The organism is Agrobacterium sp. A3-95 (assembly GCF_053521785.1).
Map to the genome: position 1 here is coordinate 171,620 of NZ_JBNWDR010000009.1, position 24,437 is coordinate 196,056.

The following is a 24,437-nucleotide window of genomic DNA, read 5'->3' on the forward strand; positions in this document are numbered from 1 at the left end:
CGGGGTTTTATTGTTTCTGGTCTTAACCAGAGATCAGTTGAACCGACCCGCCGCATGGGCAAGCATCGTGTAGACCTTGCCGGTATCGGAGGTGAGGTAGGACTGGGTGACTGTCCGGTCACGGTCCGTGCGGGCGACATCAGCGAGCAGCTTTTCGAAATCGGTGATGTAGCGGTCCACGGCGGTGCGGAATTCGGCCTCCCGCTCGTATTTGCGCTTGATCTCGTCAAACGTCGTCTGGCCCTTCAGCGTATAGAGGCGACGGGTGAAGACGTCACGTTCGCCGCGCTGGTACCGGCGCCACAGTTCCACCGAGGCATCGTGGTCGATCGCGCGGGCGATGTCGACGGACAGCGAGTTCAGCGATTCCACCATGTGACGCGGATTGCGGGTATCGGCAGCACGGGTCGGCTGCTGATCGCCGCTTGCGCGGGGTGCGGAAGCGGCGGCTGATTCCTGCGAGGCACCGCGCAGAAGATCACTGATCCAGCCACCGCCTTCTTCGCGGCGTGCGGCAGGCGCTGCAGCCGCCTGGGACGGGGCAGGCGCCTGACGGTTTTCGACCTGGCGGTTCTCAAGCGGCAAGGTGCCACGCAAGGCGGGTGCGGCTGCCGGCTGCGGCTGAGCCGGGCGTGGTGGCTGTGCCGGCGTGGCTGCTGCCGGCTGCGGACGCGCTTCGACACGGCGTTCAGCGGCAGGCTGGGTCGCTGCAATGGCGCGGGCGACGGGTTCGGAAACTTCCATCTGTTGGGTCGAGCGACCGACAAGCTGGGAAATATCCTGCAGGGCCTTGATCTGCTCGGAAACGGCGCGGCGCATCGCTGCGGCGCTTTCCTTGGCCTCTTCCGGCAGGTCGAACGCGCCGCGCTTCAGTTCGGCACGGGTAGCATCCAGCTCGCGGCGGATATCGTGGCTGGAGCGGCGGATTTCGTCCGTCGCGCCGGCAAAACGGCTGACAGCTTCCTCAACTGCCTGACGTAGCGTTTCCTTGAGGTTGGCGGCGGCGGCATTCGATTTTTCCGAGGCACTGCCGAGCAGGTTGTCGACTTCCGAAAGCGAGGATTCGACACCGCCACGCAGGCGGTTGACCAACTCGTCGGAATATTTCTGCGCGTCGGAAAGCGTGCTCTCGATCGAACGGCTGGCATCCTGACCAGCGGCGAGCAGGGCGCCCCGCATGGTCTGTGCTGCCGAGCGGGCGCGCTGTTCCGTCTCGTCGAGCGAACGGCCGATATCGGAGAAGGATGCCTGCAGATTGTCACGCAGGTTGCCGGCGACGTTCTGCGAACGTTCCTCGGCCTCGTTGAGCGTGGTTTCCACCACGCTGACGACGCCGCGCATGGCGGTTTCGATTTCCTCGGAACGCTTGACTAGTCCGACAGACAGGCTGCGAAGTGCATCCTGACGCTCTTCCAGCGTACCGACAAGGCTCGACTGCGCGGCATTGAGCAGTTCGGACGCCTGGCTGAGAACCTTCGAATGTTCCTCGAAACGTCCGACGATGCCAGCAACCTGCGCCAGTGTCTGGCCGGAAATATTCGACAGACGATCGATCTTTCCTTCAAGCAGACGGCTGGAGCTGGACACCATGTCGGCGGCCTGCGAGGCGGATTCGGCGAAGCGGGTGGCCGATGCGTTCAACGCTTCGTCGGCCGTGCCGAATTCCTGCGCGGCGCGCTCAACCGCAGAGTTGAAGTTGTTTGCCGACTTTTCGACGATTTCGGCCATGCTGTTATGGGTCTGCGACAGCATATCCGTGCTCTGGCGCGTGGCGGCGACAAGCTTGTTTGCCACATCGCTTCCCGTGCGGGTGTATTTGTCGATACCTTCTTCGACGGCGTCGGCCATGGCCGTATGCGTCTGCGACAGCATGTCCGTGCTCTGGCGGGTTGCCGCGACAAGCTTGCTTGCTGCCTCGCTTCCGGCATTGGCATAATCGCTGATCGCCTGTTCCACCATGCCGACCATGCCGCTGTTGCTCTGCGACAGAAGTTCGGCGCTCTGCTGGGCGGCGGAGACGATCTTTTCGGCGGCTTCGCGACCGATGGTGGCGTATTCGTCGACGACAGGCTTTGCCTTCTCTTCGATCAGGCGCGAAAGTTCAGCAGAACGGCTGGCCAGCATCGAGTTGAGTTCGCGAGTGCGGTTGTCCAGCGCCGAGCGGATGGATTCGCCGCGTGCATCGAGAGCGGATTCGACACCGGTCAGGGTCTCGGAAATGACGCCCACCTGCGAGCGCACGACCGCTTCGGCCTCGGCAACCTTGTTGACGATGATGTTGCCCGCCTCGGAAAAGGTCTGGGCGACGGCTGCCGCCTGGCCGGACAGGCGCGTCTGTGCATCCGAGATGCGGTTGACGATCTCGCCGGAGCGTTCTTCGATCGCCTTGGTGAAAGCGTCGTTCTGCGCCTGCACCTGTTCGGCGAATTCCGAGCCGGTTTTCGCAAGCAGGGCAGTGGAGCGAACGGCTTCTTCGTCGATGCTCTGGGTGGCGGAAATGACCGCCCCACGCAGGCCGACCGCAAGCTCACTCGCCTTGCCTTCGATGGTGCGGTTGACGTTTTCGAGGCCGATCGTCAGCGCGCGGTCCATGGTGCCGAGGCGTTCATCGATGCGGGCCGAACCGGCATCGAAGGTTTCCGCCAGACGGCTGGTGCGGCTTTCGAACGTGTCGGCAACCCGTATCGTCTGCTCGTCCAGAATGCCGGTGATACGTTGAGCAGCATCGTCGCTGGTGCGGGCGAAGGCGGCTGTCTTGTCTTCCAGCGCGTCGGCAAAGCGACGTCCGGCATCCTCGATCGACGTGTTGACGTTGCCGAGATCGCTCGACACACGCTCCTGCAGCGCTCCGAGCGAAGTCTCGATGCGGGTGCCGGTCTCGTCGAGCCTGCCCGTGACGCTTCCGATCGAGGTTTCGATCCGCGAGGAGAGAGCATCGGTCGCACCGCCGATTTCGCGGGCGGCCTCACCGATCTTGACGGCAATATCGCCGGCACTGTTGCGAAGACGCTGTTCCAGCGTGGCTGCACTGCCGTCTATGGCCTTCTGCAACGTCTCCTGCTGGGTTTCGAGCGAGAGTTCGAGCATGCTGGCGCTGGATGCAACGGTGGTGCCGATCATCATCGCCTGCTCGGAGAGCATGTCGCCCATCTGGGTCGTGGCTGAGCTCAACGTCGCGGCGATATCCGCCTGGCGCTGCTCGAGCGCGGTACGGATGTCTTCATGCGATTGCGAGAGGTTGTTTTCGAGGCGGGAGACGCCTTCTTCCACCGTCTGCGCAAAACGGCTGCTGCCGTCTTCCACGACGCTTTCGATGCGGCTGGCCGCGCCGGAGACGCTCTGCTCGATCAGGCCGCTATTGCGCTCAAGCGAACCGGCAATGCGTTCGGCCTGCGAACCGAGCATGGTCTCCAGCCGCTCGTGGCCGCTGGCAAGTGCGTTTTCGAGCGTGAAAGCCGTCGATTCCAGTCGCTGGCCGACGCCTGCGGCCGCGAGCGACAGTGATGCGGTTCTGGCATCCATCGCCTCGGAGATACGCTCCTCAACGCCGGAAATCGTCATGTCGAGCGCCATGGTGCGGCTATCGAGCGCGTCCGCGATGCGTTCTTCCGCACTGGAGACAATGCCGGAAAGGGCGGCAGTGCGGCTGTCCAGGGCATCGGCAATACGATCTTCGACCCCGGAAACCGCCGAGTGAAGCGCAGCAGTGCGTCCGTCGAGGATGTCGGCGATCTTTTCCTCGACACCGGAGAAGCTCAGGTCGAGCGCCATGGTGCGGCTGTCGAGCACGTCCGTGATCCGCTCTTCCGCGCCGGATACGACATTTTTGAGCGAAGCCGTGCGGCTGTCGAGTGCGCTGGCAATGCGGGTCTCGGCACCGGCCACCAATTCGCCAAGAACGGCGGTGCGGGTATCGAGCGCTTCGGTAATTTTTCCCTCGGCGCCGGAAAACGCCATGTCAAATGCCATGGTGCGGCTGTCGAGTGCATCCGCAATGCGTTCTTCAACGCCGGAGACGACGGCGTTAAGCGCCGCCGTGCGGCCATCAAGCGTTTCTGCGATACGGGTCTCTGCACCGGCCACCAATTCGCCAAGGACGGCGGTGCGGGTATCGAGCGCTTCGGTAATTTTTTCCTCGGCACCGGAAAACGCCATGTCGAGTGCCATGGTGCGGCTGTCGAGTGCATCCGCAATGCGTTCTTCAGCCCCCGAAACGACGGCGTTGAGTGCTGCCGTGCGACCATCAAGCGTTTCCGCGATACGGCTCTCGGCACCGGCAACCACGTCGCCGAAGGTGGACGTGCGGCTGTCGAGTGCGCCCGCAATCCTCTCTTCGGCACTTGCCACAATGCCGGACAGAGCGGAGGTACGGTTGTCGAGCGTTTCCGACAGCCTTTCCTCGACGTTGGCGAAGGTCATGTCGAGCGACAGCGTGCGGCTGTCCATCGTGTCGGCGATGCGTTCCTCGACGCCGGAAATGGCGCTGGAAAGAGCGGCCGTACGGCCATCCAGCGTCTCGGCAATACGGTTTTCCGCGCCGGATACGACGTCGTGCAGGGCAGCCGTGCGGCTTTCCAGCGTATCGGAAATGCGGTCCTCGATGCCGGAAACGGCGCCGGTGATGGCGGCGGCGCGGGTTTCGAGCGTTTCCGAAAGACGGCGCTCGACATCGGCAACGACGCTGTTGATTGCGGCCGCACGCTCCTCAAGCATCGCGGCTAGACGTTCCGCCGTGCCGGAGACCGAGCCGGTAATGGCCAGCGAACGGCTGGCAAGCGCCTCGTCGAAACGGTCCTGGCTTGCCGAAAGCGCGCCAAACAGAGCATTGCTGCGCTCCGCCAGCACGCCGTCGATCTTCTCGTGCGAATTGGCGAAGGCATCGGTGATTTCAGCGGTGCGCTGGCCGATTGCGTCGCTGAACGCGCGGGTACGGGTCTCAAGCGCGCTTTCGAGCATTTCCTGGCCGGTGCCCAGTGCGGTTGCAAGTGCAAGCGACTGATCGGTCATGGTGTTGCCGATGCGCTCAAGTCCGCTGGTCAGCATGGTGTCGAGGGCTTCGGAGCCGCCGGCAACCGTTTCGTTGATCCGGGCGAGGCTCTCCATCAGCTTGCTGTCGAGGCTGCCGGCGCGCTGGTCGAAGGCACTGGCGAAGTCCGCCACATGTTCGTCGAAGGCGGAGTTGACCTGACCGACCGTCGCCTGCAGGCGTTCTTCATAGAGGCCGGAGCGAAGATCGAGATCCATGATCGCGTCATCAGCCGTGCTTTGCAGGCTCTGGCGGAAGGACAGGCCTTTTTCTTCAAGCGTCGTGGACAGCTTGTCGAGCACGTTATCCAGCGAACCGCCGATGATCTGCTGGCCGCGATCGATATTGCGGTTGAGTTCGAGTGTGCGGGTGGAAAGGGTCTCGTTGAGCTGGCGGGTGCGTTCCTCGAGTGCGCTGTTGAGGCTTTCCGCGCCGCTGTCCAGCGTCGAGGCGTGGATCGCGAAGCGTTCCAGCAGCACTTCGCCGCGCTCGTCCAGCGTCGAGGTGAGGTTGTGCAGACGCATGTCGAATTCGCTCGATAGCGTTGCGCCCGAGGAATTGAGTGCCTGAAGCAGGTTTTCGGTCTTGGCGGCAATCAGGCTGCCCATCGCCTCGGTCGAGGCGCGCGATTTTTCGAGCAGCGCGGCCGAGCGTGTGTCGATCATCGAGGCGAAGGCCTCGCCGGTGGTGGAAAGCCGCATCGAAAGCTCTTCGCCGACGATGGAAAGCTCTTCCTTGATCTGTTCCTGCGCGCCGACGATGGAGGAGCGGATGCGCTCCGCATGGTTGACGATGGCGTCACGCTCGGCGCTCAGTTCCTGCACGAGGCTGCGCACGCGCAGTTCATTGTCTGCATAGCTGCGCTCAAGCGCGTTGACTTCAGAATGGACGAGCGTTTCGAGTTCCGTCGCGCGGGCAATGGTGCGCTCGATGCCATCGTTCATGGCCGAGACTTCTCGGCGAACCGCCTGGCCGACGGACATGATCCGGTCGGACGCGACAGTTTCGGGTTCGGCAAGACGAAGGGCGACTTCTGCCATCGACCGGGCAGCGTTGCGCAGATCGCGGGCACGCGCCATCATGATCGCGAAGGCGAAGAACAGCATGATCGGAACGACGATGCCGACGACGATCGCCATCAGCCCAGGTATTGCGGCGAGATCGGCAACCGAGCCGATGTTCCAGAGTGCACTGCCGTAGATAAGATGCGCGATGCCGAGGCCGCCGAGCGCCCAGATCACCGACATGATCGTCGCGTTTCTGAGCGCGCCGCCGATAGAGCCGCCTTCGAGCGATTTCAGGATCATGGCCGGGCTGCGCTTGGAGCCGTCGTTGGCAGCTTCCAGATTGGGGGATCTGGGTGCCTGTTCGGCAGGCGCGCGCGCGGCCTCGGGAGCAGGGGTCTGTCTGCTTGCTTCCTTCAATCTGGCCTCCGGCTGCTTTGGCGCTGTCGTCTTCCGCGATTCCGGCTTGTCTTCGAAAGCACCAAGCTGCAGGGCGTCTTCCAACGCCTGAAATGCAGTCTCGTCGACAGAGTCGCTGATCTTGTTATTCGCCATGCGGTTACGCCTCGTTACACATACGCCCGGCTTCATGCCGTTTGACCATCTGCGACCCGCAAATGGACTGCCGCCATCATGCCAGCGGAACATTATCCCGTTAAAGAGAACAATTCCGCCATTAACAATCCCGAATTGCTGGTGGTCCAGCTTTCGGGCGAAATTACATCACTGTGCCGGAATAACAAAGCTTGAGCATAAGCCTCGTCGGAACGGCAGTACCGTAGTGACACATTTAGGTGTTCGAAACAATTAATGCGGGTTTGCCGCAGCAGCGAAGTGTCGGCTTTTTAACAGTTTTTAAACCTGAGTTTCACGCTGAACGCCTTGTTTCGCATAAGTTTAACATAAATTAACCATAGCAGAAGATTTTCGCCCGCGTCACGCCGTAATTTAAGCTGATAGCACCGGCTTCAATGCGTAAATACGACACAGATGTGACACGAAACAGGAAACGGCGAGACAAAGGAATTTCAGATATGGCAGCCGTCAGTATTGCTTTCGAAGCTCCGGATAATTTTGGTGGTGCGCCGGCCGCCGCGACAAGACCAATCGATTTCGAACATCTCGCCCGCCAGACGATGGGCGACAAGGAACTTGAAATCGAGGTGCTGCAACTCTTCAGCCGTAACGCCCGTGCTGCCCTGCATGAAATGGCCGGCGCTGACGACAAGACCGTCAAGGCAACTGCCCATCGTCTGAAGGGGGCCGCGCAGGCGGTTGGTGCCTCCACCGTTTCCACGGCGGCGGCGGCAGTGGAGGACAAGGGCAACGATAGCGCGGCCGTAGCCAGACTTGCGGCAGCGATTGTCGAAGCTGAAAATTTCATCCTCAAGCTCTGCCGTTAAGGCGAACCCAGTCTGTTTTACAGGGCCGGTTGCGCTTGGCGCCTGCGAGAAGCGGGTTGCCAAGGCGAACCGGCCTTTCTATGTGTTTGTTTAGAACAGTTCTTAGACACCATTTTGGATCTCCGGCATGACAAAACTGACCATTGTTGCCTTTGATGGCACGCCCCATGAACTCGACGTAAGCAACGGTTCCACCGTCATGGAGAATGCCGTGCGCAACTCCATACCCGGCATCGATGCGGAATGCGGCGGCGCCTGTGCCTGTGCGACCTGTCATGTCTATGTGGATGACGCATGGGCGGAACGCGTCGGCGGACCCGAGCCGATGGAAGAGGACATGCTGGACTTCGCCTTCGAAGTACGCCCTACCTCGCGTCTTTCCTGTCAGATCAAGATGAAGGACGAGCTTGACGGCCTTGTCGTTCACGTTCCCGAACGTCAGGGCTGACGGCAAGCCGCATTATATGCCACAGAAAAAGCCCCGCTCACCTGTTAGCGGGGAGCGGGGCGAGGCGGGTACGCAGCATGCAAGCGAGGGAGGAAACACCTGCGAGCCTCAAGTGCGTACCGGGAGAACCGGAGGTGGTTTCGAACGCCGGACCCCTGCGGATCACCACCGTTAAAAACCATGTGAACAAGCTACAATGAGTCTCGTCGACCGCACCATGACGAGAAGTCACGGGTGATATCGAACATGACGTAACGTCATGTTAGCGTTGCGTTTCGCGTCCAGGGGAGTATGGGCGGAAAGGCGGCTCAGCGCCGGTTCTGGCCCTGTTCAATCCGGTTCTTCAAAAGCCGGGTCATGCGCGCGTCGAAGTTTTTCGATTCCACGATATCGAACCTCAACTGATCCTTGTCGTGCTCGTCCATGACGGTCTGGGTGATCTTGCCGACCATTGCCTGTAGCGTTTCACAGTCTTTTTGCGGACGAAGCGCCGTCAGTTGCCTTTCGAGCGAGCGGGCATGGGTGCGGGCGATTTCCGCGTGCCGTTCCTCGTGGCGCTTGATATCTGCAAGCAACGTATCCCAGATGAAGGCCAGTTCCGCTGTGGTGCGGCGGCGGTTTTTCCATTGCGGCAGGAGGATACGGGTGTTCAGCAACACCTTGGTGCTTCCAACGCTGCACATGCCGTTTTTCTCGACATAGGTGAGTTCGCCGCCGAATTTGATCTCGGTGGCACCGGGATGGCGTGCGCCGGTGTTGCGCGTCAGCGGGCCATGCTTGGAAAGCTGCTTGTCGAGGTCAGCGGCGGTTTTACCGCTGATCGAAAAATAGGAATAGGTCTTGCTGACGATGGTTTCGGAAAAAGCCGATCCGGGCATGGAAAGGGCTAATGCGCCAGCGAAAACGGCGCAAAGAGCACGTGAAGATATCGTCATAACCCGGCCTTCCGGTTGAACTTGAAAAACGTTTGCTGCATAGGCGGAGCGGAACTTATAAGAATTGGCATAACACTCCGTTATTCCCGAAAGGCGCGTGTTACGTGATAACAGCCGGCAGCAATGTGTGGCAAGCGGCCCATGGTCGCTCCCTGAAACTTGATGGACGTGGCCGTATTATGGCCATCGTCAATGCGACGCCCGATTCCTTTTCGGATGGCGGCCATTATCTTGCCGTTGATGCGGCTTTTTCCCATGCCCTGACCTGTGTCGAGGAGGGGGCGGATATCATCGATATCGGCGGCGAATCCACCCGCCCGGGCGCGGCCGAGGTGACCGAGGGTGAGGAACAGGATCGCGTGCTGCCGGTTATCGAACGGCTCCGTCGCGAGACTGATGTTCTGATTTCCGTCGACACCTACCGCGCATCCACGGCAAGGCTGGCGATCGAGGCGGGCGCCCATATTGTCAACGATGTTTTCGGCCTGCAGAAGGACGGGAACATGGCGGGTGTGGTTGCCGCCGCGCGCGCGGGCGTCTGCATCATGCATACCGGGCGCGACAGGCAGAAGCGCGCCGATGTTATCGAGGATCAGTTCGAATTCCTCAATCGTTCGCTTGAGATGGCGGAAGCTGCGGGAATTGCCCGTGACGCCATCGTGCTCGATCCAGGTTTCGGTTTTGCCAAGGACGAGCGTGAAAATGTCGAGCTGATGGCGCGCTTTGGCGAACTTGCCGCGTTTGACCTGCCTGTTCTGGCCGGGACGTCGCGCAAGCGGTTCATCGGGTCGCTGACGGGCAGGGATGCGGCCCACGAACGCGATATCGGAACAGCAGCGACGACAGTGATCCTCAGGCTGGCGGGTGCCGCGATTTTTCGCGTGCACAATGTCGCCGCAACACGCGATGCGCTGGCAATTGCCGACGCGGTTCTTGCCAAAGCGTCGGCAAGGCCCGATGCATAGATCAATAGATGCCGGAGTGCCGCATGCCTTAAAAGAGGCCGGCTATTCCGGTATAACCCCGCCATGGAGGCGATGCGATGAGCCGCTACACCATTATTCTGAAAAACTGTTCCTTTTTCGCCCGTCATGGCCTTCTCGAGCAGGAGGAGGTGCTGGGCCAGCGCTTTTTCGTCGATGCCGAGATGGAGGTTGAAGCGGGTAATGCGCTCGAAACCGACGATATCGAAAATACCGTCGATTATGGCGTCGCCTTCGCCGTTATCGAAAAGATCGTCGTCGGCCAGCGCCGTTACCTGATAGAGGCTCTCGCGAACGATATCGCCAAGGCCCTGCGCGCGCGTTATCCGCAGATTGTCTGGCTGCGTATCACGGTTCGCAAGCCCTCTGCGCCGGTTCCCGGCATTCTCGACTATGCGCAGGTGAGTGTTGAACACCGTGCCTGACAGGATGACAGTTGCCGCACTAGGCCTTGGCGGGAATATCGGTGACCCTGCCGCTGCAATGGCCAGAGCCTTGCGCGAACTGGATGCGCACGGCGATTGCCGGGTGCTGTCTGTCTCCGGGCTTTATCGCACGCCGCCCTGGGGTAAGACGGACCAGGCGGATTTTTTCAATTGCTGTGCGCTGGTCGAAACCTCGCTTTCAGCACCCGCGCTGCTGCAATTGTGCCTCGATATCGAAAAGGGCATGAAACGGGTCAGAACGGAGCGCTGGGGGCCACGCACCATCGATATCGACGTGCTGACCTATGGTAATGATGTTGTCGTTACGGAAAGCATTGAAGTGCCGCATCCGCGCATGACGGAGCGTGCTTTCGTGCTGATGCCGCTAGCCGATATCGCACCCGATCTCGAAGTCCGGGGCAAGCCCGTGCGGGAATGGCTTCGGCAGGCGGATAAAACCGGCATCATCAGCGCAAACGAAAAACGGGAGTGGTGGACACTCCCGCTTGGCGATGGCTGAAAAGGTCGCGGGTTTTACGGCTTGATCGAACCGACGGCGATCTGGTCGATGTCGCGCGCGAGTGTGACGCCGATAACCGGGATCATCTGGTCGGCGACCTTGACGGAAATGGTGATGTTCATCGAATTGTCGTTCGAGACGCGGGCGACCATGGCACCGTTGAGCTTGGCGCGATTGATGCCTACAACGACCTTGTCACCGCTGACCTGCCCGGAAATGATGTCCAGTCCCTTGCCTTCGGCGCCGTCGAGGAACTTGCCCTCGTAAGAGCCGCCCTTCTGGCTGATGACCGCGGACATGGGCTGGCTGAAGACGCCGACGCGGCAGGTGCCGGCGAGCTTGATGCCCGTCTGCTTGTCGTCGAGTGGCTCGCCCGTCAGGTCGCAGGTGAACTTGGTACCCTTGTACTTGCCGGCGACGATTTCGCCCGGACCTTTCCAGCTTCCGGCAACGGAACGGAAAAACACGTCGTCGCGATCGCGCGATGCGGCATGGACGTCAGACAGGCCGAAGCTGCCGCTGACGGACAATATGGCGGCAAGTCCGCCCACAAGCGAAAAGAAGCGCGAATACATGATACTTTCCCCGGCGAAGAAGCCTGTTCGATAAGCGGCAATCTACCGGCGGAATGGTTAATGCTTGGTTTATTTCGGCTTTATTTACAGCTTCGTCCGTAACCTTTTGAGCCGTACAAGTCCGGCTGATCAGGCTTTTTGACCGGTTTTTCCGCCACCGAGATCGGGCGTGAGGTCAGACATGAAATCACCTATGCCGGGTCGCTTTACCGCCTTGAAGGGTAGCGGGCGGCACAGATCCATCGCCGCAATGCCGATTCGCGCCGTCATCAGACCGTTGATGACACCTTCACCCAGGCGTGCGGAGAGTTTTGAGGCAAGCCCGTGACCGAGAACCTGCTGGGCAAGCCCATCACCGACGGCGATCGAACCTGTGACCGCGAGATGGGCGACGACGTCACGCAAAAGCCTGAGCATGCCGAGCGTGCCCGGCCGGCCGCCGTAAAGTTCCGCCATGGCGCGCACCAGCCTTGTCACCTCGAACAGCACATAAGCGAGATCGACCACGGCGCGTGGGCTGACGGCGGTAACGACGGAGACGCGTTTGGAGGAGTTGAGGATCAGCGCGCGGGCCTGCCGGTCGAGCGGCACAAGCAATTCGCGTTCGGCAAGCTCGATCAGATGCGGCCCGTCGATCACGTCGTTTTCGGTGTCCTTGAGTGCGGCGCGCCCCTTGGCCGTTTCGGCGCGGTGGGAGAGAACTGCATTGAGGCGGGTAACGATGGCGCGGGCGGGTTTCGGGCTCTTGTCGAGGCTGGCCGTCTCCGCATCGGCTTTCAGCGATTGGACGGCGTTGAGCCGCATGATGCCGAACACTTCTCGTCCGACCAGAACGAGGACGGCAAAAAGCGCAACAAGGAGCGCAACGCTCGCCGTGTAACCCAGCCAGTCGGAGCGGGAAAAGAGATTGCGGATAAGCTGATCCGCCCAGAGCCCGAAGGCGAGCGAGAACAGCACGCCGAGTGCACCAAGCGCGAGCTTGCCGAAGGAGAAGCGGCTTTTCTTCGGCACGGCCACCGGCAATGCGGCGGCATCCGTCTCTTCAGGTGCTAAAAATGGATCATCCTCATCGGGCGTCAGGGAAATCTCGGTGTCGAAGCTGCGCGGTGCGCGTTTTTGCGCGACGGTTGGGCCTGCCGTTTCTTCGGTTTCGAGCGTGAAAGCCGCCGGGCGGCGTGTCTGCGGATCGTTTGGTGTGGGAGCCTTCATGCGAGCTTGTCTCCAAACAGGAACTGCATGGCGCGGTCGAGCCTTATGTGGGGAACGGAAAGCCGGATGCCGCCGCTGCCCGGTTCATCGATATTGGGCGGGCGGAAACGCACGACATTGACGTCCGGCAACGTCGCTTTGTCGCCATCCCTGTCGATGCTGCGGAAAAGCGGCTCCGGGTCTTCGGGCAGGTCGCCGGGAAAGATCGCCGTTTTACGGTTGCCGTCAAATATCTCGCCGTTGATGGTTTCACCCGCCATCGGCGTGCCGACGATGACCGGAAGCTCGTGACCGTCCTGTCTCACGCTTGCTTCCCGCGTAGCGCGCACGGAAGCCAGTGCCATGACCTCGATACCGGCACCATTCATGCCGATGGTGGTGATGGCGCGGTCCACCAGACGGCGGGTTAGCCGTTCCAGCCGGTCGTGGCTTTCATGATGCAGGTGGTCGGCCTTGGTCGCGGCAATCAACACTTTGTCGATGCGCCGGCCCAGCAGTGATGACAAAAGACTGTTGGTGCCAGGGCGGAAACAGGCGAGAACATCGCCCAGCGCACGTTCCAGATCCTGCACCGCCTCCGGGCCGCGATTGACCGCCTGAAGAGTGTCGATCAGCACGATCTGCCGGTCGAGGCGGGCGAAATGTTCGCGGAAGAAGGGTTTCACCACGATTGCCTTGTAGGCGTCGTAGCGCCGCTCCATCATGGCGCGCAGCGACCCCTTAGGTGCCTTGTCGTCTGTCAGGCCCGGCAGGGGCGCAAAGGTCAGCGCCGGTGATCCTTCGAGATCCCCCGGCATCAGCAGACGGCCCGGCGGCAAGGTCGAGAGCGACCGCTCGTCGGATTTGCAGGCTTTCAGATAGGCGGCGAAGCTTTCCGCGAGGCGTCGCGCCGTCATCTCGTCGGCGGGCGCATTGATGTCGAGCGAGGAGGCTATTGCCAACCATTCCTGCGCGAGTTCGGCGCGGATGCCATTTTGCGCCAGCGCGACGGTGCTGTCGCTGAAGCTCTTGTAGTCCTGCGAAAGCAGCGGCAGGTCGAGCAGCCATTCGCCGGGATAATCGACGATATCGATGGACAGCTTGCCCGCGGAAAACCAACGGCCCCAACCGCTGGCGCTCTGGTAGTCGAGCGTGATCCGCAATTCAGAGATTGCCCGTGTCGAATCCGGCCAGAGCCTGTCGCGTACCAGAGCCTGAATATGGTCCTCATACTGAAACCGGGGAATGGCATCGTCCGGTTGCGGCTCCAGACGCACATTCGAGACGCGCCCGGAACGCATGGCCTCAAACAGCGGCAGACGACCGCCATTCAGAAGATTGTGGACGAGCGAGGAGATGAAAACCGTCTTGCCCGCCCGCGAAAGACCAGTGACGCCAAGCCGCAATGTCGGATTTGTAAGGGTGCTCGCACGGTCGGCCAGATTGTCGAATGCAATGAGCGCACTGTCTGTCAGGGACGTAAGAGAAGGCGGCAATGGCAGTTTCCCAGCTATTTTTCACGGTCACAGCTGCAATATAGGAAGGGGCGGTTGCCCAAAAAAGAAGCGCGCCAATGGATTTTCAACGGGTCCGGCTTCGGCAACGCATTGGTCGCACGCTGCTGCTGCTATTTTCCGGGCGACAGAAAATCGACCAGTCGCCAGCGATTTTTACCATTCCCGGCACTGTCGTCGTGATCGAGAACCGCAAGACCCGATGTCGGAAAACCGGAGGGCAGGGCGGCATGCAGCAGGTCCTCGCCAATCATCGCCTCCAGCGTCGCCTCCATTGTGGGGTTGTGCCCGACCAGCATCACGGACTGTGCGTCCGTTTGCGCGGCGATGAGAGAAAGATAGGTTTCGCTGCGCGCATTGTACATTTCGTCGATATAGACGATGTCGATGCCCTCGTTGAAGGCCCGCTGCCAGGCCTGCGTGGTCTGCCGGCAGCGCGTGGCCGTGGAAGACAAGAGCACGTCCGGGCGGTAGCGCCGGTCTGCGGCAAGGTCGGCGATGATCTCCGCCTCGGCAAAACCGGCCTCGTTCAATCCCCGGTCGAAATCGCGTTCTCCCGGTGCCGCCCAGGCGGCCTTGGCGTGGCGCAAAAGATACACTCGGCTCGGAGAAGATGCTGTCAAGGGCGGGGACCGACGTTCGATTGGGAGGCAATGGAGGAATGCTACAGGATAGGGTTGCATGACCGCAAGTCCTCTTTCCTGTTGGTAAGTCGCGTTTAAGTGATTTAAGAAGAGATCGCTTGAATACGAATAAAGGATAAAAATTAGTCATTTAGATGATTTTTGTGTCAGTTTTAAAAATGCCTGAAAACTGATCTGTAGACTTGAATCAGCCTATATCATTGGAGTATACACCGCCGCATTGAGATGTTCTTCGAGGAGAATCGCGTTGAGTGAGAAGATCGATCTTAGCAAATATGTGCTCTCGGAAGACGACGAGTTCATGAATGCAAACCAGCGTGCCTACTTCCGCGCGAAGCTGGTGGCCTGGAGAAACGACATCCTGAGAGAAGCGCGCGAGACCCTCGGACATCTCGCCGAAGAAAGCGCCAACCATCCCGACCTAGCCGATCGGGCATCTTCGGAAACTGACCGGGCGATCGAACTTCGCGCCCGTGACCGCCAGCGCAAGTTGATCTCCAAGATCGACTCTGCCCTTCAGCGGATTGATGACGGCACTTACGGTTACTGTGAAGAAACGGGTGAGCCTATTGGCCTCAAGCGCCTCGACGCACGACCGATAGCGACCCTGTCCATCGAGGCGCAGGAACGTCACGAGCGTCGTGAAAAAGTCTACCGCGACGAATAAAGCCAGCGTTGTTCCGGGCGCTTCGGCGAGCCGGCCAGCGAACAGAACCAAAATGACAAAGGGCACGGATTTGTTTCCGCGCCCTTTTTTTGTTTTTAATCTCTGTCTGCCGACAGATGTGAACCTGTCAGCGGTCGCGGGTAACGGAAAGTTCGCCGAAAATACGCGCCATTTCCTTCTGCATGTCGCCATCCGGCGTTGCACCGGTAACAGGCGGCGAGACGGGTTCGGTTTTTGGCTTTTCCGGAGCAGCGGCGACTGCCTGTTCGCTATCGGCATCCTTGCTCTTGGCGATCTCCGCCTCAAGAAAGCTCTCGAAATCGCTGGCAAGGTCATCGGAAAATTTCGGCTCGGCGTTAGCGGAGACGACGGGCGGATTTTCGGGCTTCGGCGCAAAGGGCGCAGGCGCATCTTGCCCCGGTTTCAGGCCGGGTAGAACGCGCTCGCGCGCGGCATCCAGAAAATCTGCGGCATTCGTTTGGTCGATGACCGGTTCGCGCGCGGCAAAAACCGGCGGGGCAACGACCGTCGGCCGTTCTTCAGGAACCGTTGCCTGGACAGGCGGTGCGGGCGGCGCCGAGGGTAGAGGAGCCGGCACGAAGGGATCAGGGCGGCGCTGTTCCGGTCGCTCGGCGGGCATGTCGAGTGATGCGGCAGCGAGAGGTAGAACAGCGGCGGCCGGTGCCGCAATGACCGATGCCGGTGGTGGCGCAGGACGGGTAATATCCCTTTCCGGGGCGGCTGTTCTTATCGGTGCAACGGGCTCGCGTGCCGTCATGGGCGTGGATACCGGTTGCGGCGGCGTAGACGGACGTGGTGGCAGAGATGCGGCCGGTGCAGGGGTGGGTGCTGGACGAGCAGCCGGGGCGGGGGGGTCCGGCCGCTGCGGCTGCTTTACGGGTTCTTCCGGCAAGGAGGCTGGAGATGCCGCTGCGATTGGCTGCTGTGGCAAAGCTGGGCGGCTTTCGCGAGGGATCGGCGGTTCAGCCCTTTTAGGTTCGCTGTCCTGACGCGGCAGCGCCTTGAGTTCCGCTTCCTGCGGTTCGCGCACTTCCCTGACGATTGGGATCGCGCCGATACCACTCTCGATGACGATATCGGTTGGACCGCCAATCATGACAAGATGCTCGACATTGTCGCGGCGCACCAGCACCAGACGGCGCCGGGCGTCCACCGCCGTCGCATCGAGAACCTGCAAGCGCGGCTGCCGGTTGCGACCGCCACGGATAAACGGGGCCGCCCCGCCGCGCCTGCGCAGTATCCAGAGAACAATTGCCAGAACAAGCAGGGCTAGACCGACACCGACGACGGCGACGATGAGATTGTTTCCATAGGTGCCGATAAAATCTTCCATCATGGAGATCATCCCTTCAGATTTTTTCGTGCAATTAATATTGCCGTGGTTCTTATAATGTGAACGTCAAGCAGGAAAAGACGATTTTTTTAAGCGTGATACAAGGTTTATTCATTTCGTCCCCAGGATCGCTTCATACGATCGTCTCGTCAGCCGGCCGTGCGCCTCCAAAGCGCCATATCTTTCCCTTCAATGCCGGGGAGCAATGAAGGTTGCAATTCTCTCTTCGAAGGAGCGATTGTAAATGCTTGCGAAATTGCTCGTTGACGGGTTTCCGGTAAGAGTTTTCATTTTTGTTGTTTTATTTGGATTGCCGGGATTTGTTTTTCCCGCTCAGGCCGCGACGGCGGATGACAAGGCGTCCGAAAATCCTGCGAACATGATTGAGTTCGTACGAGACAATCCATCCTGTATCGATTTCACGGATGGATGCTCGGTTTGCACGGTAGCGGATGGCAATATCGTCTGCTCCGCGCCGCGCATTCAATGCCAGGTTAAAGCGCTGACCTGCAGCCGCAAAATAGGCTTCTGAGGCATTTGCGCCTCTTTAGGGCCGTTTCTCTGTGCGATTTTAAGCCTTTGTGGTGCAGCGGAGCTTTTTGACGGTCAAGCGAGTTGCTACAAGAAATTCTACTGCCCGATTCCGTTGAGGAAATAGGGCTGACCGAATGACGACCTGCAGGACTGCGAGGCCAAGATGACACGGGTGCGCGAGACAAGCGACAACGACCTTCCGCTGGTGGACAGGCGTGCCCGTTCCGGCACGGTTCTGCGGATTCTCCTGCTGGCGCTGGTGCTCATCGCTGCCGCCGCTGCTTTCGTCTATTTCAAGGATTCGCTGGAAAACGAAATCGTGCTCGGCATTCTCGGCGTGCTGGCGATGATGGGTATCTTTTTTCTGGTGTCGTCGATCATCGGTTTCATCGAGGTCATGCCGCAGTCGCAATCGGACGGGCTGGCCCGCCGTTTCCTGTCGGCGCACCCGGACGGCACGCTGATCACCGATGCCAAGGGGCATATGGTCTACGCCAACGCCACCTATTGCCGGATGAGCGGCACCACGAAGGCGAGCGATATCCAGAGCTTGGAGACGCTGCTCTCGCGCAGCCGGGAATCGACCGAGGCGCTCTATCGCCTCATCAATATTTTGCGGGAGGGGCGTGACGGTTACGAGGAGTTCCGTCTGCTCAAGCCGCTCGGGGAGGCCACTTCCGGCGGGCCGCACTGGTACCGACTGAAAGGTCGGGTGCTGAAAGATGCGGGCGGAGAGGCGCTGCACGTCTTCCAGATCGCTGACATCACGCCTGAGCGGGAAGATCAGGAACGCTTCTTCCGCGAATTGCAGAACGCCATCGATTATCTCGACCACGCGCCGGCCGGTTTCTTTTCCGCGGGTCGTAAGGGTGAGATCGTTTATCTGAACGCCACCCTGTCCGAATGGCTCGGCATCGATCTCGCGCAATTTTCGCCCGGTTCGATGACGGTGTCGGACATCGTCGCCGGCGAGGGTATGGCGCTGATCGAATCCGTCCATCCGCAGGGTTCAGCCAAGCGCACCGAGATTCTCGATCTCGACATGCGCCGGGTAAACGGCCAGAGCATGCCGGCCCGCCTCGTTCATCAGGTTACCTCGAAGGACGGCGCGCCCGGCGAAAGCCGGACGATTGTTCTGATGCGTCCGAAAGGGCAGGAGGATACGGAATCCTCGTCCGCCATGCGCTTCACGCGTTTCTTCAACAATACGCCGATGGCGATTGCCTCGCTCGACGGCGAAGGCCGCATTCTTCGTATCAACGCACCATTCCTCAAGCTATTCTCCGGCGTCGTCGGGCGTGACGATATTGATCGCGGTGTTGCCCTCGAAGCCATCATCCACGACAATGAGAAACCCAGGCTTGAGCAGGCGCTGGCCGAGGCGAAGGACCGGCAGGGCGATATCGCCCCGTTCGATTCCCGCCATCCGAGCGACGAGGGCCGCCATTTCCGTTTCTACGTCAATGCCGTCATCGATCAGGACGACGAGGCGCCCGAAGAGGTGGCAATCGTTTATGCGATCGAGGTGACGGAGCAGAAGGCGCTCGAAACCCAGATGGCGCAGACGCAGAAGATGAACGCCGTCGGCACGCTGGCAGGCGGCATCGCCCACGATTTCAACAATGTGCTGACTGCCATCCTGTTGTCATCAGACCATCTGCTGTTGCAGGCCCGGCCCGCAGACCCGAGCTTCGCCGACCTGATGGAGATCAAGCGCAACGCCAACCGCGCGGCGGTGCTGGTGCGACAGCTTCTCGCTTTCTCGCGCAAACAGACGATGCGCCCGGCGATCCTCAACCTGACCGACGTTATCGGCGACCTGCGCATGCTGGTGGACCGGTTGATTTCCGGCACCAATGTCAAGTTGGAAGTGGATTACGGCCGCGATCTCTGGCCGGTGAAGACCGACCTGTCGCAATTTGAGCAGGTGCTGATCAATCTTTGCGTCAACGCGCGCGATGCCATGCCCGATGGCGGCAAGATCACCATCCGCACCCGCAATGTGGATGCGGATGAAGCCGCAGCGCTCGGTCGGCCGGAAGTCCCGGCGGAAGACATGGTCATGGTGGAAGTCGCCGATAACGGAACCGGCATTCCGCCGGAGATCATGGACAAAATCTTCGAGCCGTTCTTCACCACCAAGGATGTCGGCAAGGGCACCGGTCTCGGCCTGTCGATGGTCTATGGCATCGTCAAGCAGTCCGGCGGTTACATCTATCCCGAATCGGAAGTGGGCAAAGGCACTGCGTTCCGCATCTATTTGCCGCGCCACGTGGTGGAAGTGGTGCACGTTCCGGGCCAGCAGCCCGGTGAAGCGGCACTCGCCCCTGTGGCTCTGCCCGAACCGGTGAAGGAAGAGCCGCTGGATCTCACCGGCAACTCCGCCGTCGTGCTTCTGGTGGAGGACGAGGAAGCAGTGCGGCGCGGCGGCAAACGCATGCTGGAAACCCGTGGTTACACCGTTCATGAGGCGGGTTCGGGTGTCGAGGCGCTGGAAGTGATGGAAGAGCTGGAAGGCAAGGTCGATATCGTCGTGTCGGACGTCGTCATGCCGGAGATGGACGGACCTTCACTCCTGAGGGAATTGCGCAAATCCTATCCCGACCTGAAATTCATCTTCGTTTCTGGTTATGCCGAGGACGCGTTTGCGAAAAACCTTCCGGCGGATGCCAAGTTCGGCTTCCTGCCAAAACCCTTCTCGCTGAAACAGCTGGCGATCGCCGTTCGCGAAATGCTCGACAACAAGGAATGACGGCGGATGGCGCGGGCGTGAGATTAGGTCCGCTGTTGCTCGCGATTCCCTTGCAGGCGCTTTGCGTCAAGGGTGAAACCACGTCAGGAAAGGCGGATAGCACCGCGCTTTCCAGCAGTGCTATCGCAAGACCCCTGTTTTTCCCGAGGTTTGGCTCTTCGCAAACGCAATAGTGATTGCACCGTTTCACAGGGGGCTTAAAATCCGATCTTAACGACCTAGATATGTAGAGGCGAAGTTCTCCCTCCTGGTGATGACTGCCGGTTTGAGAACGGTTTGGAGAATGATGAAAGATGATCGCTGAGCCGATCTACATGCAGGGCGAGGGCGACGGGGAAGACGGCGGTACGAACCGCGGAACGTCCGTTATAACCCGCGTCAAGCCAAAGACGAAAAGACCGAATTTGTACCGTGTTCTTTTACTGAATGACGATTACACTCCAATGGAGTTCGTCATTCATATTCTGGAGCGTTTTTTCCAGAAGGATCGCGAAGCGGCGACCCGCATCATGCTGCACGTGCACCAGCACGGCGTAGGAGAATGTGGGGTGTTTACATATGAGGTCGCAGAGACGAAAGTAAGCCAGGTCATGGATTTCGCCCGACAGCACCAGCATCCGCTGCAATGCGTCATGGAAAAGAAATGAGGATCGCAACGTGCCAACTTTTTCCCCAAGTCTCGAGAAGGCGCTGCACCAGGCACTGACCTTTGCAAATGAGCGTCACCACGAATATGCGACGCTGGAACATCTCCTTCTGGCGCTGATCGACGACGCGGATGCCGCTGCCGTGATGGGCGCCTGTAATGTCGATCTCGATGCGCTGCGCAAGACTGTCAGCGATTACGTCGACAACGAACTGACCAACCTCGTGACCGGTTATGACGAGGATTCCAAGCCCACATCCGGCTTCCAGCGGGTTATCCAGCGGGCTGTCATTCATGTTCAGTCGTCCGGTCGCGAGGAAGTGACCGGAGCGAACGTGCTTGTGGCCATTTTCGCCGAGCGCGAAAGCCACGCTGCCTATTTCCTGCAGGAGCAGGAAATGACCCGTTACGATGCGGTCAATTATATCTCCCACGGCATCGGCAAGCGTCCGGGCACGTCGCAGACCCGCGCTCCGCGTGGCGCAGACGAGCCGGAGGCCGACCCCAAGGCTGCACGCAGCAATCCCGAGGAAGAAGGCTCATCCGCCAAGAAACAGCAGGATGCGCTGAAGGCCTATTGCGTCAACCTCAATGAAAAGGCGAAAAACGGCAAGATCGACCCGTTGATCGGCCGTCATGAGGAAGTCAACCGCACCATCCAGATCCTCTGCCGCCGCTCCAAGAACAACCCGCTGTATGTGGGCGATCCGGGCGTGGGCAAGACGGCGATCGCCGAAGGTTTGGCCAAGCGTATTGTTGAGGGCAAGGTGCCTGAAGCGCTGGCCAATGACACGATCTTCTCGCTCGACATGGGCACGCTTCTGGCCGGAACCCGCTATCGTGGTGATTTCGAGGAACGCCTGAAGCAGGTCGTCAAGGAGCTCGAGGAATATCCCGGCGCAGTCCTGTTTATCGACGAAATCCACACCGTCATCGGTGCGGGTGCGACGTCTGGCGGCGCAATGGATGCATCGAACCTATTGAAGCCGGCGCTCTCGTCAGGCGCGATCCGCTGCATCGGTTCGACCACCTACAAGGAATATCGCCAGTTCTTCGAGAAGGACCGGGCGCTGGTGCGTCGCTTCCAGAAGATCGACGTCAACGAGCCGTCGATCGACGATGCTATCGCGATCATGAAAGGCCTGAAGCCCTACTTCGAGGATTATCATCACCTCAGATATTCCAACGAAGCGATCAAGGCTGCGGTCGAATTGTCGGCCCGCTACATTTCCGACCGCAAGCTGCCGGACAAGGCGATCGACGTAATCGACGAGACCGGTGCGGCGCAGATGTTGCTGCCGGCGTCCAAGCGCCGCAAGCTGATCACGGAACGCGAAATCGAAGCAACCATCGCGACGATGGCCCGCATTCCGCCGAAGACCGTTTCCAAGGATGACGAGATGGTTCTCGCCAACCTCGAAAAGGAACTGCGCTCGGTCGTTTATGGTCAGGACATCGCCATCGAGGCGCTGGCCACCGCCATCAAGCTGGCACGCGCCGGTCTGCGCGAACCGAACAAGCCGATCGGCTCATATGTCTTCTCCGGCCCGACCGGCGTGGGCAAGACCGAAGTGGCCAAGCAGCTCGCCGCCTCGCTTGGTGTCGAGATGCTGCGGTTCGACATGTCGGAATATATGGAGCGCCATACTGTCTCGCGTCTGCTCGGTGCGCCTCCCGGTTATGTCGGCTTCGACCAGGGCGGTCTCTTGACCGATGGCGTCGATCAGCATCCGCATTCCGTGGTGTTGCTGGACGAGATCGAGAAGGCCCATCCGGACATCTACAACATCCTGTTGCAGGTAATGGACCATGGCTCGCTGACCGACCATAACGGCAAGAAGATCGACTTCCGCAACGTCATCCTCATCATGACGACCAATGCGGGTGCTTCCGAAATGGCAAAATCGGCCATCGGTTTCGGTTCTTCGCGACGCACGGGTGAGGATGAAGAGGCGATCAACCGCCTGTTCACACCGGAATTCCGCAACCGTCTGGATGCGATCATTCCGTTCTCGCCGCTGCCGACTGCCGTTATCCACAAGGTGGTACAGAAGTTCGTCATGCAGCTCGAGACCCAGCTCTCCGAGCGGAATGTCACCTTCGATCTGCACGAAGACGCGATCTCCTGGCTGGCGGAAAAGGGTTACGACGAGAAGATGGGCGCTCGCCCGCTGTCGCGTGTGATCCAGGAACACATCAAGAAGCCGCTCGCCAACGAAATCCTCTTTGGCAAGCTCAAGAAGGGCGGTGTCGTCAGCGTCACCGTCGGCAAGAAGGACGATGGTTCCGACGGCCTCAAGCTCGAGGTTCTGCCGGAAACAGCGCCGGTAAAGCCGAAGCCGGAAGCAGAGCTCAATGCTGCCAAGTCTCCGGGCAAGGCGTCTAAGGCCAAGGCGAAGCCCGCCTCGAAGGCAGCGATTGCCAATGAGGAAGCGGATGTTCTGGTTGCCGAGGCGAGCAAGCCCGACGAGGAGAGCAAGCCGCGCCGCAAGGCGAATACGGTGCCGAAGGTGCCGAAGAAGAAATGATAACGGTCTTCCGACCGACAAACGGTGCCGGGCGAAAGCCCGGCATTTTCATGCCTGAAGCGCGTCGCATTTTACCGGATTCGTGAAACGCGCTTTATTTTTCTCATCATTCCGAAACCGCTGCGCACTTTCGGACGACATGCATTAGTGGACCAGCAATGCAATCAGCAGACAGCGATACCATCCCCCTGCGCGGCTGGTTTTTCAGGGGAATGCGGGGCATATTCTCGCTGCCCTCGCTCATTCTCATGACATCCTTCGTCGGTTTCAGCGCCTTCGCGCTGGAATCGGGCGTTCAACGTGGGGAAGCGGTGTTTATGACGCTGGTTATCTGGGCTTTGCCGGCCAAGATGATCCTGATCGGCTCGATGGTCGGCGGCGCCAATCTTGCCGCGTGTTTTCTGGCGGTGACGCTGTCATCGGTGCGAATGATGCCCATGGTTGCCTCCATCGTTCCGGAGATGCGTGGCGCAAAAACGCCGACATGGATTTTGTTGTTCCTCTCCCACTTCGTGGCGATCACCGCCTGGGTCTTCGCCACGCAAAACCTTTCCAAAATACCGCGCGAAGCACGGGCTGCGTGGTTTGCCGGTTTCGGCATTACCCTTACCGTCGTCAACGCTATCATTGTCGGCCTTTGTTACGGCGTCGTCGCGGCTTTTCCACCGCTTGTCGCAGGCGTGCTGTTTTTTCTGACGCCTGTCTATTTCATAGCGTCGATCTGGGCGACCGCCCGCCATTCTGTCGTCAAGGTCGCCTTCATTATCGGTGTGATCGCGGGGCCGGTCTTTGCGGTAATCGCGCCGGAATTCGACATTCTCTATGCCGGGATAGGTGGCGGCACGGTGGCTTATCTGATCGACCGTTTCGTCTTTCGTCGAAAGATCATTCCCGTCTCACCGGAGAGCGAACCATGATGACCGAACAGTGGTGGGCGCCCTACCTCTTCATCGCCATTGCCGGCTGGCTGGCGACCGATCTCTGGCGCTGGCTCGGCGTGCTCGCCGGCAACCGGCTGAAGGATGATTCCGAGGCGCTATACTGGGTGAGGGCAGTCGCCACCGCGCTCGTGATGGCCGTCACCGCCAAGCTGATCGTCTTTCCAACCGGAACGCTTGAAGCTTCACCGCTATGGCTACGCATCGGCGCGGCAGCACTCGGTTTCATAGCGTTCCTGGCCGCCGGCCAACGCGTCATTGTCGGCGTAGCCGTGCCCATCGCACTTTTGGCAGCCGGGTTATTTGTGCTTGGCTTTTAGTACTCGTCTTATCCGAATATTAAGCGCTCTACT

19 protein-coding genes are annotated in these 24,437 nt (G+C 60.0%); 12 read left to right on the forward strand and 7 right to left on the reverse strand.

Annotation, left to right across the window (positions count from 1 at the left end; translation table 11 throughout):
- Window positions 1–33: 33 nt before the first annotated feature.
- Window positions 34–6,585, reverse strand: coding sequence for an apolipoprotein A-IV repeat region-like domain-containing protein (locus ACQZ5Y_RS21890; RefSeq protein ID WP_174049409.1), 6,552 nt, complete (start codon window positions 6,583–6,585; stop codon window positions 34–36).
- 479 nt (window positions 6,586–7,064) lie between these two features.
- Here ACQZ5Y_RS21890 and ACQZ5Y_RS21895 point away from each other — a divergent pair, with 479 nt between their 5' ends.
- Together ACQZ5Y_RS21895 and ACQZ5Y_RS21900 are read left to right on the forward strand one after the other, a co-directional pair.
- Window positions 7,065–7,433 (forward strand): Hpt domain-containing protein, encoded by a 369-nt coding sequence (locus ACQZ5Y_RS21895; RefSeq protein ID WP_003512780.1) that lies wholly within the window; start codon window positions 7,065–7,067, stop codon window positions 7,431–7,433.
- Window positions 7,434–7,560: 127 nt separating this feature from the next.
- Window positions 7,561–7,881 carry a 2Fe-2S iron-sulfur cluster-binding protein gene (locus tag ACQZ5Y_RS21900; RefSeq protein WP_003512782.1) on the forward strand — a complete coding sequence of 107 codons (321 nt, stop codon included), beginning with the start codon at window positions 7,561–7,563 and terminating at the stop codon, window positions 7,879–7,881.
- Between the two features lie 308 nt (window positions 7,882–8,189).
- On the opposite strand, the gene ACQZ5Y_RS21905 is transcribed toward ACQZ5Y_RS21900, so the two are convergent.
- Window positions 8,190–8,816 carry a DUF922 domain-containing Zn-dependent protease gene (locus ACQZ5Y_RS21905; protein ID WP_003512784.1) on the reverse strand — a complete coding sequence of 209 codons (627 nt, stop codon included), beginning with the start codon at window positions 8,814–8,816 and terminating at the stop codon, window positions 8,190–8,192.
- Between the two features lie 179 nt (window positions 8,817–8,995).
- On the opposite strand from ACQZ5Y_RS21905, the gene folP reads away from it, so the two are divergent.
- From folP to folK, 3 genes are all read left to right on the forward strand, one after another.
- On the forward strand, window positions 8,996–9,781 hold the full coding sequence (gene folP / locus ACQZ5Y_RS21910; RefSeq protein WP_174049410.1) for a dihydropteroate synthase: 786 nt from the start codon (window positions 8,996–8,998) through the stop codon (window positions 9,779–9,781).
- Between the two features lie 77 nt (window positions 9,782–9,858).
- Window positions 9,859–10,224 (forward strand): dihydroneopterin aldolase, encoded by a 366-nt coding sequence (gene folB, locus ACQZ5Y_RS21915; RefSeq protein ID WP_013636000.1) that lies wholly within the window; start codon window positions 9,859–9,861, stop codon window positions 10,222–10,224.
- Between the two features lie 4 nt (window positions 10,225–10,228).
- Window positions 10,229–10,744 (forward strand): 2-amino-4-hydroxy-6-hydroxymethyldihydropteridine diphosphokinase, encoded by a 516-nt coding sequence (folK, locus tag ACQZ5Y_RS21920; RefSeq protein WP_080798678.1) that lies wholly within the window; start codon window positions 10,229–10,231, stop codon window positions 10,742–10,744.
- A 14-nt stretch (window positions 10,745–10,758) separates the two neighbouring features.
- On the opposite strand, the gene ACQZ5Y_RS21925 is transcribed toward folK, so the two are convergent.
- The 4 genes from ACQZ5Y_RS21925 to ACQZ5Y_RS21940 form a co-directional block, all read right to left on the reverse strand.
- Window positions 10,759–11,319, reverse strand: a complete 561-nt coding sequence (locus ACQZ5Y_RS21925; RefSeq protein WP_003512790.1) for a hypothetical protein — start codon at window positions 11,317–11,319, stop codon at window positions 10,759–10,761.
- A gap of 129 nt (window positions 11,320–11,448) precedes the next feature.
- A complete protein-coding gene (locus tag ACQZ5Y_RS21930) occupies window positions 11,449–12,528 on the reverse strand; it encodes a TIGR01620 family protein (protein ID WP_174049411.1) in 1,080 nt (359 codons plus the stop codon).
- On the reverse strand, window positions 12,525–14,003 hold the full coding sequence (locus tag ACQZ5Y_RS21935; RefSeq protein WP_019565517.1) for a YcjX family GTP-binding protein: 1,479 nt from the start codon (window positions 14,001–14,003) through the stop codon (window positions 12,525–12,527). The genes ACQZ5Y_RS21930 and ACQZ5Y_RS21935 overlap by 4 nt, the downstream gene beginning before the upstream one ends.
- 131 nt (window positions 14,004–14,134) lie before the next feature.
- Window positions 14,135–14,611, reverse strand: a complete 477-nt coding sequence (locus ACQZ5Y_RS21940; RefSeq protein WP_236742471.1) for a SixA phosphatase family protein — start codon at window positions 14,609–14,611, stop codon at window positions 14,135–14,137.
- Window positions 14,612–14,912: 301 nt separating this feature from the next.
- Between ACQZ5Y_RS21940 and dksA the strand changes: the two genes are divergently transcribed.
- Window positions 14,913–15,332 carry an RNA polymerase-binding protein DksA gene (gene dksA, locus ACQZ5Y_RS21945; RefSeq protein WP_003512796.1) on the forward strand — a complete coding sequence of 140 codons (420 nt, stop codon included), beginning with the start codon at window positions 14,913–14,915 and terminating at the stop codon, window positions 15,330–15,332.
- A gap of 127 nt (window positions 15,333–15,459) precedes the next feature.
- On the opposite strand, the gene ACQZ5Y_RS21950 is transcribed toward dksA, so the two are convergent.
- Window positions 15,460–16,698, reverse strand: a complete 1,239-nt coding sequence (locus ACQZ5Y_RS21950) for a flagellar biosynthetic protein FliO (RefSeq protein WP_174049412.1) — start codon at window positions 16,696–16,698, stop codon at window positions 15,460–15,462.
- A gap of 232 nt (window positions 16,699–16,930) precedes the next feature.
- On the opposite strand from ACQZ5Y_RS21950, the gene ACQZ5Y_RS21955 reads away from it, so the two are divergent.
- The 6 genes from ACQZ5Y_RS21955 to ACQZ5Y_RS21980 all read left to right on the forward strand — a co-directional run bounded on the left by ACQZ5Y_RS21955 (window position 16,931) and on the right by ACQZ5Y_RS21980 (window position 24,404).
- Window positions 16,931–17,218 (forward strand): hypothetical protein, encoded by a 288-nt coding sequence (locus tag ACQZ5Y_RS21955; protein WP_019565520.1) that lies wholly within the window; start codon window positions 16,931–16,933, stop codon window positions 17,216–17,218.
- A gap of 165 nt (window positions 17,219–17,383) precedes the next feature.
- The gene (gene cckA / locus ACQZ5Y_RS21960) at window positions 17,384–19,972 is read left to right on the forward strand and encodes a cell cycle histidine kinase CckA (protein WP_112674441.1); all 2,589 of its coding nucleotides are present in this window, start codon (window positions 17,384–17,386) and stop codon (window positions 19,970–19,972) included.
- A 293-nt stretch (window positions 19,973–20,265) separates the two neighbouring features.
- Complete coding sequence (gene clpS, locus ACQZ5Y_RS21965) at window positions 20,266–20,619, forward strand: ATP-dependent Clp protease adapter ClpS (RefSeq protein WP_003512812.1); 354 nt, start codon at window positions 20,266–20,268, stop codon at window positions 20,617–20,619.
- 10 nt (window positions 20,620–20,629) lie between these two features.
- Window positions 20,630–23,146: an ATP-dependent Clp protease ATP-binding subunit ClpA gene (gene clpA / locus ACQZ5Y_RS21970; protein ID WP_013636010.1), complete on the forward strand. Its 2,517-nt coding sequence runs from the start codon at window positions 20,630–20,632 to the stop codon at window positions 23,144–23,146.
- A gap of 158 nt (window positions 23,147–23,304) precedes the next feature.
- Window positions 23,305–24,063 carry an AzlC family ABC transporter permease gene (locus ACQZ5Y_RS21975; protein ID WP_013636011.1) on the forward strand — a complete coding sequence of 253 codons (759 nt, stop codon included), beginning with the start codon at window positions 23,305–23,307 and terminating at the stop codon, window positions 24,061–24,063.
- The gene (locus ACQZ5Y_RS21980) at window positions 24,060–24,404 is read left to right on the forward strand and encodes an AzlD domain-containing protein (RefSeq protein ID WP_174049413.1); all 345 of its coding nucleotides are present in this window, start codon (window positions 24,060–24,062) and stop codon (window positions 24,402–24,404) included. Before ACQZ5Y_RS21975 ends, ACQZ5Y_RS21980 begins: the two co-directional genes overlap by 4 nt.
- The last annotated feature ends 33 nt before the right edge of the window (window positions 24,405–24,437 follow it).

Bases quoted from the DNA above. Each gene is read 5' to 3' on its own strand.
- ACQZ5Y_RS21890 (WP_174049409.1), bottom strand. From the start codon at position 6,585: ATGGCGAATAACAAGATCAGCGACTCTGTCGACGAGACTGCATTTCAG.
- ACQZ5Y_RS21895 (WP_003512780.1), top strand. From the start codon at position 7,065: ATGGCAGCCGTCAGTATTGCTTTCGAAGCTCCGGATAATTTTGGTGGT.
- ACQZ5Y_RS21900 (WP_003512782.1), top strand. From the start codon at position 7,561: ATGACAAAACTGACCATTGTTGCCTTTGATGGCACGCCCCATGAACTC.
- ACQZ5Y_RS21905 (WP_003512784.1), bottom strand. From the start codon at position 8,816: ATGACGATATCTTCACGTGCTCTTTGCGCCGTTTTCGCTGGCGCATTA.
- folP (WP_174049410.1), top strand. From the start codon at position 8,996: ATGGCCATCGTCAATGCGACGCCCGATTCCTTTTCGGATGGCGGCCAT.
- folB (WP_013636000.1), top strand. From the start codon at position 9,859: ATGAGCCGCTACACCATTATTCTGAAAAACTGTTCCTTTTTCGCCCGT.
- folK (WP_080798678.1), top strand. From the start codon at position 10,229: ATGACAGTTGCCGCACTAGGCCTTGGCGGGAATATCGGTGACCCTGCC.
- ACQZ5Y_RS21925 (WP_003512790.1), bottom strand. From the start codon at position 11,319: ATGTATTCGCGCTTCTTTTCGCTTGTGGGCGGACTTGCCGCCATATTG.
- ACQZ5Y_RS21930 (WP_174049411.1), bottom strand. From the start codon at position 12,528: ATGAAGGCTCCCACACCAAACGATCCGCAGACACGCCGCCCGGCGGCT.
- ACQZ5Y_RS21950 (WP_174049412.1), bottom strand. From the start codon at position 16,698: ATGATCTCCATGATGGAAGATTTTATCGGCACCTATGGAAACAATCTC.
- ACQZ5Y_RS21955 (WP_019565520.1), top strand. From the start codon at position 16,931: ATGCTTGCGAAATTGCTCGTTGACGGGTTTCCGGTAAGAGTTTTCATT.
- cckA (WP_112674441.1), top strand. From the start codon at position 17,384: ATGACACGGGTGCGCGAGACAAGCGACAACGACCTTCCGCTGGTGGAC.
- clpS (WP_003512812.1), top strand. From the start codon at position 20,266: ATGATCGCTGAGCCGATCTACATGCAGGGCGAGGGCGACGGGGAAGAC.
- ACQZ5Y_RS21975 (WP_013636011.1), top strand. From the start codon at position 23,305: ATGCAATCAGCAGACAGCGATACCATCCCCCTGCGCGGCTGGTTTTTC.
- ACQZ5Y_RS21980 (WP_174049413.1), top strand. From the start codon at position 24,060: ATGATGACCGAACAGTGGTGGGCGCCCTACCTCTTCATCGCCATTGCC.